A 4,119-nucleotide genomic window follows, 5' to 3' on the forward strand; every position below is an offset into this window, starting at 1 on the left:
ACAGCACGTCCGGGCTGTCGCGCGACACCGCGAACGCGAACCAGACGGTGGAGAACACATTCAACCTGCAGAAGGTCCAGAACAATATGGCCTTTGCGCAGGCGTTCGGCAAGGTCGCGACGTTCGCGGTGGCGGAAGCGGCGACTCAGCTGGAAAACAGCAGCCCGCAGATGAAGGCATTGTTCGGCGAAGGCGGTGCGGGTCGCGACGCGCTGCACGCCGCGGTGGCGGCGATCGGGGCAGCGCTGTCGGGTGGCAACATCGGCGGAGCGGTCGCGGGTTCACTGGCCGGTGATGTGCTGCAGTCCCTGGCGCAGCCAATCATCGATCAGACGGTGAGCCAGTTGCCGCTGAGCGCACAAGCCGCCGCGCGGAACGCGCTGAACGAGATCGTGGCGACGGCGGGCGGTGCGGCGGCTGGCGCTGCCGCAGGTGGCGGTTCATCCGGTGCGCTGGCCGGTGCAGGGTCGGCCATCAACAACGAGCTTTACAACAGGCAGATGCATCAGAAGGAAGCGAAATCGCTGAGCGATCTCAAGAAAGGAAAATCGCAGGCGGAGCGAGACCGGCTGGATGCTGCGGCGTGTTATATGGTGCGCTGTGCGGACGGTGTGCCGACCAACGATCCGAACTACGCACGGCTATCTGCGATGCAGGCTCAGGGGGCGCAGTACACGAAGGAAATCCAAACCCTTCAGGCAACGGGGCAATTTACGCCCTATGACTGGAAGGATGCGGCGACGGATGGCTATACGTCGCATCCATCGATCAAAGGGGTGGCAAACGTCGTTGGGGGAACGTTGGGTACAGCAGGTGGTGTAGCCCTCACGGCCGGCGCGATTGCGGCGTGTCCGGAGACGGGAGTAAGCTGCGCGGGTATTCCGATTGGCGCAGGCGTGACCGGCTCAGCAATTAATCAGTTCAATACGGGGGTTGGTCAAATTACGGGCAGCGCGCCATCGACCGAAGGGCAGGCGGTACTCAATTCGTTCAACCCGAACACGCCGGAGCGTTCGAATCCGTTGATGGCCGATGCGGTTACGACTGGGGTTGGTATCGCGGCTGGGGCTGCGGGTGGGAAAGTACTAGGAGCTCTGGCGAATGGGACTGGCGCTGGATCGGGTATAGCAAATGCCGCAACTAACGCAGGCACCAACGAAGCTCGTATAAATGCTAATTTTCACCGTGACGATAACTTGACAACAGGGCTTGTCCCGGCCGAAGTCGTCAATCAACAGTTTACTAGTCAAGGTTATTCGGCGCCATTCACTGCGGGTACGTACGTAAATATTAGAGTAGCTGGAACGGCTACGCCTGCGAACATGGTTGTGACTAGTGGGCAAGCTGAGGCTATTGCTAACGGAAAGCCGGCAGTAGGTGCGTTTTCCACGCCGGATGCGGTGCCAAGCCAAGCGTATGTTCGTGGTAATTTGGCGATTACTCCTGCGATGAAACCTGATGTTTCGATGGTGCAACCAGTTCAGACAACGGGGAAGCCGCTGGTGACGGTCGAGGGAGGCATTGCTCCGCAGGTTCCGTCATCTCAATATCCGGGGGGAGGGAATCAAACCTTCTATGACTACCCGACAGGTGGTGCGAGAACGGACTACGTCAAACCCGTGGGGCCAGCCAAACCCATTCCATTTGGAAATTGAGCAAATTAATTTTGAGGGAATAATTATGGCGAATCTTGAAATTTCTGGTGACGGTAAGCGAATTGCCTGGGTTGGGCAAGGCGGGATTTGCGAATGGGAGGCAATTGCTCCGACCCCAGAGGAGTGGAGGAAATTAACATTGTTCGACAGAACCAAGGAATCCATTGAGGGGGGGGTATATGCATGGGTTAACGGGGTAATTGGTGATGAAGTTGCCGTGGTTTTTTCGCCTAAGGGTGGGTTGGATTTCAATCTTTTTTATTCAATCTCTTCAGGAAATTTGCTTAGGATAAGCGAAGCTAGGTAACCAAATAGAAGTCGATTCTCTACAATCGGCAACTCCACCCGGATGAGACGGGGAAGCTCAAGCAGTTGCAGCAAGGCAAGAGTGCGTCGGAGCAGCAGCGGTTGGCGGATGCGGCGCGCGCGCTTGCGCATTGATCGGCGGGCGTGCCAGACAGCGATCCGGCCAAGGCGGCGCTGGTCGCCTCGGAGCAGCGCCGCCAGCAGTACACGGCGGAGCAAAGTCAGTTGCAGTCCGGCGGACTGTTTACGTACACGAGCCTAGATCGATTCAACGACGCGGCGGATCGCTATCAGGTCTCGAATCGGGCGATTGGTGCGGTGCAGGGCGTAACCGGAGTGGCGGCAGCCGCCGCGGCGATCGGCTCGGGCTGTTCGACGATTGTGGCATGCAGCTTGGGGGCCACCGTTGCGGGAACAAGCCTGGACTACTCGAAGGCCGGTTTCGGGCAGTTGGTCAACGGCAATTTGACAGCGACGTATGGCGAGCAGGTGCTGCGAAGCCTGGGACTGAGCCCAGAGGCGGCGGCCTTTGCGTACGGGGCACTGAATCTGAGTGGGACGGCCGGCGCCGCGATGCTGGCCAATCAGGCTGCCAAGGATGCAGCAGCGGCAAATAGCGCAGCACGGCTTTCGTACACGACCGAGAAGTTTGGGGCACAGGGGTTACAGCCAACTGCCGATGTGATGAAGACGCCGCAAGCGCAGGCGGTTGTGAATGCGTATACGGCGGCAGGGGTATCTTTGCAAGATGCACAGAAATATGCTGCCGGGCTTATTGAAACGGGTATGTCATTACCTACGACCTTGGCCGTCAAGACGGATACCGAATTAATCAAAGTGGTTCCCAAGGGAACGTTTGGAGGAGATTCAATCTCCGCATATTCTCCATACTTCATGACGAGAACGGAATACGAGGCGCTATCGAAGCTGCCAGCTGACCAGATAGCGGCGAAGCTTGGTCTGCCTGCCGAACAAGCCGTTCGCGGTTCGCAGATTGGCTTTGATGTGTATTCAATGAAGCCTATACCGGGAACTAACCCTCAAGCGTTTGCAAGTCAAGTTGCGCCTGTGCAACAAGGAGCATATTCAGCGCCGGGTGGTGCTCAACAAGTGCTGGTACCTAATCGTAGTCAATGGACTGATCCGAACGCTAACAAGATCGGCGAAATAAAAGAACATTTCTGACTATTATTGTTTCCACGATGGATTGTTTAAGTGATGGAGGCATGCGTGAGTAAGATGGCAGAGCTCGTACGAATGAATATTAGTGTTGGGGCCTATGAAAAAGCTTATTCCATTGGTCGTGATGCACTACAAGAACCTAAGTGTGACCGCGAAAATATTATCGCTGCGCTATGCGAATTAACTGCTCGACTTCGGTCTGATTGCATGAGCCTTGCGGTGCGAAAACTTGACTTTGGTGCGGACTATGATGCACTTGAAAATTTGTTGCGAAAAACAAATGAATTGACGGGGCAAGATATGTACGGTTTCTTTAAAGCGAAGTGAACCAAGTCGAATGCAGACCTTTACAATCGGCAGCTTCACGTAGAAGAGGTGAAGGTTGTCGAGCAGCTCGCAAAGGAAAAGGCGCAGGCGGTATGCCGCGGCGATTCAAGCTGCGTGGCGAAGGCAACGACTTACTGGACCGACATGCTCGAGCGCGCGGCGAAGGGAATGGTCGACGACACGGCGAACAAGGAGAACATGGCCTATCTCCAGACGCTGATCCAGACGGCGAACAATCCGACCAGCGAAGGCGCGATGGGGGGCCTCAGCTCCTACCTGACGAACCTTCAGACGGCGCAAGACATGCTGTCGCAGTATATGGGCAAGCCGATTCTGGTGCGCGGTTCGCCGATGATCTCCGATGGGTCGGCACAGACGTATTTCAGTGCGACACCCGCGCAGCGTTCTGACCAGTATTTGAACTCTGTACTGGGTTCGCTCCCAGGCTCAATCGTGCCGGGTGCGAGCCAACGTGATCAGAAGACAGCTCGGCGTCGATCTCACGCACATTCCGAAGCGACTTGGTGACGGCTTCTACGAGCAGCAGCTTGTGCGCAACGAAGTCACGGCGCTGACTGGCAAGGCGGTGCTCGGACCGTACGCAGACCTGCAGACGATGTATCAATCGCTGATGGCAGCAGGCGCGGAT

General features: G+C 56.7%; 4 protein-coding genes and 1 pseudogene. All 5 read left to right on the forward strand.

All coding sequences use genetic code 11. The annotated features are described in order from the left end of the window. Positions 1-557: pseudogene (locus KH616_RS22340) on the forward strand (hypothetical protein); the annotation flags it as partial. A gap of 1,087 nt (positions 558-1,644) precedes the next feature. Beyond that, positions 1,645-1,962 carry a hypothetical protein gene (locus KH616_RS22345; protein WP_292252088.1) on the forward strand — a complete coding sequence of 106 codons (318 nt, stop codon included), beginning with the start codon at positions 1,645-1,647 and terminating at the stop codon, positions 1,960-1,962. 143 nt (positions 1,963-2,105) lie between these two features. Then, complete coding sequence (locus KH616_RS22350; RefSeq protein WP_292252089.1) at positions 2,106-3,146, forward strand: hypothetical protein; 1,041 nt, start codon at positions 2,106-2,108, stop codon at positions 3,144-3,146. A 45-nt stretch (positions 3,147-3,191) separates the two neighbouring features. After that, complete coding sequence (locus KH616_RS22355) at positions 3,192-3,470, forward strand: hypothetical protein (protein ID WP_292252090.1); 279 nt, start codon at positions 3,192-3,194, stop codon at positions 3,468-3,470. Between the two features lie 48 nt (positions 3,471-3,518). Continuing rightward, positions 3,519-3,998, forward strand: a complete 480-nt coding sequence (locus KH616_RS22360; RefSeq protein WP_292252091.1) for a hypothetical protein — start codon at positions 3,519-3,521, stop codon at positions 3,996-3,998. Positions 3,999-4,119: the final 121 nt, after the last annotated feature.

Source organism: Burkholderia sp. (assembly GCF_018375725.1).
GTDB lineage: Bacteria > Pseudomonadota > Gammaproteobacteria > Burkholderiales > Burkholderiaceae > Burkholderia.